Raw genomic sequence first — 6,055 nt, 5'->3', positions numbered from 1 at the left:
CCCCGCCGCCCCCGGCGGGGCTGCCGGACACCCGTGGCCCGGTGTGATCGAGAACGACGAAGACCTGATCAGCGACGACGACGAAGACCTCACCGACCTGGGTGAGGTCGGTCAACCCGTAGTCGAGCGACTGCTCGGCGGCAAGGTCATCTGGTCGGAGTCATCCGATGACTAGCCCCGGCCGCTCACGGTTGACCTCCTGAGTTCAGCGTCTGCCGGTCGACGGCTGGGGTCGGGCGGTTCTCCGCTGCCAGGTGTCCGCCTGCGCGGATGAGCCGTCAGGGTTTGAATCCGGTCCAGGAGATCCAGCTTGACCTCTGGGTGCATCCACATCACCCCTACGCGACCACGTCATACGCTCTAAGGGGTGAGGTGAACGCAAAGGGGTGAGGTGAACGCAAAGGGGTGACGTGAACGCAAAGGGGTGACGTGACATGGACCCCGGTGACCCGCCGCACCCGACAGGCGCGGGCGAACAAGTGGAATACCAATGCGCGGCCAAGAGCCTGTCGCAGCAGGCTTTGACCGTGCCAGCGGCGCAATTGGTATTCCAAATGTCCGCGGTGTCGAGGGAGGGCTGCGCTTCCGGACCCGGGGTGGCTCGGGTGCGGGGCATGGGCGCGGGTCTGGTTTGCGGAAATACAGCCCGCGGTCGGCGGCATACGGCCCGCTGTCGGGACCAGGCCGTAGCCTGTCACTCGTGTATGAAGGCGTGGTCCAGGACCTTATCGACGAGCTCGGGCAGTTGCCCGGGATCGGGCCCAAGGGCGCGCAGCGCATCGCCTTCCACCTGCTCACGGCCGACGAATCCGACGTCCAGCGGCTCATCACGGCGCTCACCGAGGTCAAGGCCAAGGTCAAGTTCTGCACGGTCTGCGGCAATGTCGCCCAGGACACGCTCTGCCGAATCTGCGCCGATCCGCGCCGCGACCCCAACGCCCTCTGCGTTGTCGAGGAGCCCAAGGACGTCGTCGCGATCGAGCGGACCCGGGAGTTCACGGGCCGCTACCACGTGCTTGGCGGGGCGATCAGCCCGATCGACGGCATCGGTCCCGAGCAGCTACGCATCGCCGAGCTCATGGCGCGCCTGGGCTCGGAGGACATTACCGAGGTCATCCTGGCGACCGATCCCAATATCGAGGGGGAGGCCACCGCCGCCTACCTCGCCCGCCAACTGCGACCGTTCGGCCTGCGCGTCACCCGCCTCGCCTCCGGTCTGCCCGTCGGCGGGGATCTGGAGTATGCCGATGAGGTCACCCTCGGCCGCGCCTTCGAAGGACGGAGACTGATCGATGCCTGACACCGACACTGACATCAGCAGCGACACCAACACTCCCGCTGAGGAGCTGCCCGGCGACTGGATCGCCGACGACCTCGAGACGCTCGCGGCCGTGACGGCCGACGATGCCCGGGTCTTCCTCACCACCATGACCCGGATCGCGGCGGGGGAGTCCCCGGCCTCGGCGCTGTCCCTGTCTCTGCTGGGTCTGTCCCAGATCCTGGTGACGGGCGCGCGCCTCGGCGCGGTCGAAGATGTCGTTCCGGCCGAGCGGTTCGAGCCCGACGATGGCCCCGACACGGACCTGAGCGGGCTGCGGGCCGGCCTAGCCAACACGTTCGAGGGCCTCGATGACTACGCCGATCTGGTCGACCCGGTGACCTCCACGGACGTCACGAGCGGCGCCATCTCGCACGACGTCGCGATCGTCGCGGCGGCCCTCGATCACGGTTTGCGCCACTACGAGGCCGGCCGCGTTGTGGAGGCGTTGTGGTGGTGGCAGTTCAGCTACCTGTCCGACTGGGGCGAGCGGGCCGCGATGGGCCTGCGGGTCCTGCACGGGCTGTTGGCCCACATCCGCCTCGACGCCGACGACGACCTCGTCGCCGAAGCCGAGTTCGACGCCCTGCATCCCTGAGCACCCGCGACGGGCACGCGCCCGAGGCGATTAGCATCCATACGTCCATTTGTCCCCGCGCCTGGAGTTGACCTGGTGAGTCTGGTCGTGCAGAAGTACGGCGGTTCGTCCGTCGCCGACGCCGAGAGCATCAAGCGAGTAGCCCGCCGCATCGTCGAGACGAAGAAAGCCGGCAACGAGGTGGTTGTCGCCGTGTCCGCGATGGGCGACACGACCGACGAGCTGCTGGACCTCGCGCGCGAGGTGAGCCCCCTCCCGCCGCCGCGCGAACTCGACATGCTTCTCACCGCCGGCGAGCGGATGAGTATGGCGCTCCTCGCCATGGCGATCGCCGACCTCGGCTTCAGCGTCCGATCATTCACCGGCTCCCAGGCGGGCGTCATCACCGACACCGCCCACGGCAAGGCCAAGATCATCGACGTCACGCCCGGACGGATCACCGATCAGATAGGCAAGGGTCGCATCGTCATCGTGGCCGGGTTCCAGGGCGTGAGCCGGGAGACCAAGGAGATCACCACCCTCGGTCGCGGCGGCTCCGACACGACCGCCGTCGCCCTCGCGGCGGCACTGGGTGCCGACGTGTGCGAGATCTACACCGACGTCGACGGCGTCTTCACTGCCGACCCGCGCATCGTGCCCGCTGCCCGCAAACTCGACCACATCACCGCCGAGGAAATGCTCGAACTCGCGGCCAGCGGCTCGAAGGTGCTGCACCTGCGCAGCGTTGAGTACGCCCGGCGCTTCAACATCCCCATCCATGTCCGTTCGTCCTTCAGCCACAAGGACGGAACGCTCGTCACCGACCAAGCCCCCGAAGGACAGTCCGTGGAAGCTCCGATCATCGCCGGCGTCGCGCACGACCGCAGCGAGGCCAAGGTCACCGTCGTCGGCGTTCCCGACCGGGCCGGGATGGCGGCCGCCATCTTTGCCGCCATCGCTGACGCCGAGATCAATATCGACATGATCGTCCAGAACGTCTCCGCCAACGAGACCGGCCTGACCGACATCTCGTTCACCCTGCCCAAGAGTGAAGGCCCGAATGCGATGCAGGCGCTCAGCCGCATCCAGGACGAGGTCGGCTTCGCCTCGCTGCGCTATGACGACCAGATCGGCAAGTTGTCGCTCGTCGGCGCGGGGATGAAGTCCAACCCGGGGGTCTCGGCGACCTTCTTCAAGGCGCTCGCCGCGGCCGACATCAACGTCGAGATGATCTCCACCTCCGAGATCCGGATCTCGATCATCACCCGCGACGACCGGCTCGACGACGCGCTGCGCGCGGTTCATACGGCCTTCGGTCTCGACGCGGCCGAGGAGGCCGTGGTCTACGGAGGCACCGGCCGCTGACTACGCCCTCGCCATACAGCTGCACGGTTGTTATCAGTTGTTCATTCTGATGCCCGTGCGTCGCAAGGGTTCATTGTGATCAGTGATGCATCATGTGTCCCAACAGACTCAAGGACGTCGGGACGGGCATACGCATGGCGGGCACCAATGAAGAATCGGCGTCGCGCACCTTCCGCGCGCGGCAATGGCGTCGCGCCGCGATTCTGGTGACCCTGCCGGGTCTCGTGCTCGGCACCGGCAGCATCGCTGCCGCATTCGGGGTCGGTCTGTTCGACCACTCCGACAAGCCCGCCTGCACGCCGGAGCGCGTCCCCGCGCCGGCCCGCTCGTCCTTTCAGCTGGCTGTGGCCAATGCCGGGGAGACGTCGGGTGAGGCGACGTCGGTGGGACGCGAGCTGACCAAGCGCGGCTTTGCGGTCGCCAACGTCGGCAATGCGCCCGAGGGGGTCTACATCAAGCGGGCCGCGATGGTTTATCACGGCCCCGAGGGCCTGGATCAGGCGTTGCTGGTCGCCTCCCAGATCCCGGGTTCGCGGGTCTACAACGACGGGCGCGCGGGCACAAGCGTGGAGGCCGTGCTCGGGTACGGCTTCAAGGGGCTCGTCAAGATCCCGCCTGCGCCGCCACCGCTGACGAGCGAGATCACCGTCAACGTCTACAACACGACGTGGCGCGAGGGTTTGGCGTCGACCTCGGCGGAGGACCTGCGGGCCCGCGGCTTCGCGATCGGAACCACGGGCAACGACCCGGTCAAGGCGTTCCTGCCCAACGACATCGCCGTCATCCGCTTCGGCTCCGAGGGACTCGACGCCGCCAAGGTTCTCCAAGGTCACGTCCCGGGTGCCCGAATGCAGCAGGACGATCGCACGAGCAAGGACGTCGATCTCGTCCTCGGCAATGGGTATGCCGCGCTGGCCCCCCTGAGCAAAGTCCCGGTTCCGCCGGAGCGGCCCCCGCTGATGCCGGAGATGGTCGCGCGCCCCTGCACCGACCGCTGATCGTCCGCTGAGCGTCCACGACTAGGGCGCCGTACGGCGCTGTCGGCCCGGGGTGGAAGGATGGACGCTGAACGCCATTCTTCTCGTGAAAGGCCCCGCCCATGCCCGTCCGCAAAGTAGCCATGTTGACCGCCGGTGGTCTCGCGCCGTGTTTGTCCAGCGCCGTCGGCGGCCTGATCGAGCGCTACACCGCCATCGCGCCGGAGATCGAGATCATCGGCTACCGCGATGGTTATGCCGGTCTGCTGACCGGCAATTCGGTCACCATCGATGACGAGGTCCGCGCCGGGGCGCACCTGCTCCACGGCTTCGGGGGCAGCCCGCTCGGCAACTCCCGGGTCAAGCTGACCAACGTCAAGGACTGCGTCAAGCGCGGGTTGGTCCAAGAGGGCCAGGACCCCCTGCACGTGGCGGCCGAGCAACTCACCAAGGACGGTGTCGACGTCCTTCACACCATCGGCGGCGACGACACCAATACGACGGCAGCCGACCTCGCGGCATACCTGCATGAAAATGGGTATGAACTCCAGGTCGTGGGCATGCCGAAGACGATCGACAACGACGTGGTGCCGATCCGGCAGTCCCTGGGGGCGTGGACGGCGGCCGAGCAGGGCTCGATCTTCGCCCAGAACATCATCGCCGAGCACTCCTCCAGCCCGCGGATGCTGATCGTGCACGAGGTGATGGGGCGCCACTGTGGGTGGCTGACGGCCGAGACGGCGCGGCGCTATCACGCGTGGGTGGGCGAGCGTGAGTTCGTGCCCGGGATCGGGACGACCAAGGAGCGGTGGGACGTCCACGGGGTGTATGTCCCCGAGACGCACATCGACATCGCCGCCGAGTCGGCGCGGCTCAAGGCGGTCATGGACGAGATCGGCTGCGTCAACATCTTCCTGTCCGAGGGGGCAGGCGTCGAGGACGTCGTGGCCGAGATGGAAGCCGCTGGGGATGAGGTGCCGCGCGACCCGTTCGGTCACGTGATGCTCGACAAGGTCAACCCGGGGGCGTGGTTCGCCAAGCAGTTCGCCGCGGCCATCGGCGCCGAGAAGACCATGGTGCAAAAGTCCGGCTACTTCTCGCGGTCCGCGGCGGCCAATGACGAGGATCTGGCGTTGATCAAGCGGTGCACCGACTTCGCCGTGGACGCGGCGTTGCGTGGCGAGAGCGGCGTGGTCGGCGAGGACGAGGAGCAGGGCGACGAGCTGCGCGCGATCGAGTTCCCGCGCATCCGGGGCGCGAAGCCGTTCGACCCCTCGGTTGCGTGGTTCCAGGAGTTGTTGGCCGAGATCGGCCAGAAGTAGTCCCGGTCCGGCAACGCCGGACCCATTCACCTCACTGAAGGAGAGCACGACCGCAATGGAGCGTCGTCACGCCAGTTCCGGCTCACCATACGAGGCCACGATCGGCTTCAGCCGGGCCGTTCGCCTCGGCAACCACATCGCCGTCAGCGGCACCGCGCCAGTCTGGCCGGATGGTGGCATGGTCCTGGACGCCAAGGCCCAGACCGAGCGCTGCTTCGAGATCGCGCTGGGTGCGCTGGCGGAGCTCGGCGCGTCGGTGAGCGATGTTGTGCGCACCCGCATGTACATCACCCGCACCGACGTCGCCGACCAGGTCTCCGAGGCGCACGGTGCGGTGTTCGGCGCGGTTCGTCCGGCCGCCACCATGGTCGTGGTCTCCGCCCTGCTCGACCCGCGCTGGCTGGTCGAGGTCGAACTGGACGCGATCGTCGCCGAGTAGCCGCCGCGCCATACCCGCGGACGACCCGGCGCCGCCGTACCCACCCGCGGACCGACC

Annotated in this window: 6 protein-coding genes; all 6 read left to right on the top strand. The window is 67.8% G+C overall.

What is annotated here, in order from left to right:
- Positions 1 to 700 precede the first annotated feature (700 nt).
- A complete protein-coding gene (gene recR / locus BN13_RS10495) occupies positions 701 to 1,300 on the top strand; it encodes a recombination mediator RecR (RefSeq protein ID WP_048546642.1) in 600 nt (199 codons plus the stop codon).
- Positions 1,293 to 1,916: a DUF5063 domain-containing protein gene (locus tag BN13_RS10490; RefSeq protein ID WP_084733693.1), complete on the top strand. Its 624-nt coding sequence runs from the start codon at positions 1,293 to 1,295 to the stop codon at positions 1,914 to 1,916. Before recR ends, BN13_RS10490 begins: the two co-directional genes overlap by 8 nt.
- 75 nt (positions 1,917 to 1,991) lie before the next feature.
- Positions 1,992 to 3,260 (top strand): aspartate kinase, encoded by a 1,269-nt coding sequence (locus tag BN13_RS10485; RefSeq protein ID WP_048546640.1) that lies wholly within the window; start codon positions 1,992 to 1,994, stop codon positions 3,258 to 3,260.
- A 92-nt stretch (positions 3,261 to 3,352) separates the two neighbouring features.
- Complete coding sequence (locus tag BN13_RS19290) at positions 3,353 to 4,258, top strand: LytR C-terminal domain-containing protein (RefSeq protein ID WP_157038546.1); 906 nt, start codon at positions 3,353 to 3,355, stop codon at positions 4,256 to 4,258.
- A 101-nt stretch (positions 4,259 to 4,359) separates the two neighbouring features.
- A complete protein-coding gene (locus BN13_RS10475) occupies positions 4,360 to 5,559 on the top strand; it encodes a pyrophosphate--fructose-6-phosphate 1-phosphotransferase (RefSeq protein ID WP_048546637.1) in 1,200 nt (399 codons plus the stop codon).
- 55 nt (positions 5,560 to 5,614) lie between these two features.
- Positions 5,615 to 5,998 (top strand): RidA family protein, encoded by a 384-nt coding sequence (locus BN13_RS10470; protein WP_048546635.1) that lies wholly within the window; start codon positions 5,615 to 5,617, stop codon positions 5,996 to 5,998.
- Positions 5,999 to 6,055: the final 57 nt, after the last annotated feature.

The sequence above is a fragment of the Nostocoides jenkinsii Ben 74 genome (assembly GCF_001046875.1).
Lineage (GTDB): Bacteria > Actinomycetota > Actinomycetes > Actinomycetales > Dermatophilaceae > Nostocoides_A > Nostocoides_A jenkinsii.
This window is presented reverse-complemented; position numbering and strand designations above follow the sequence as displayed.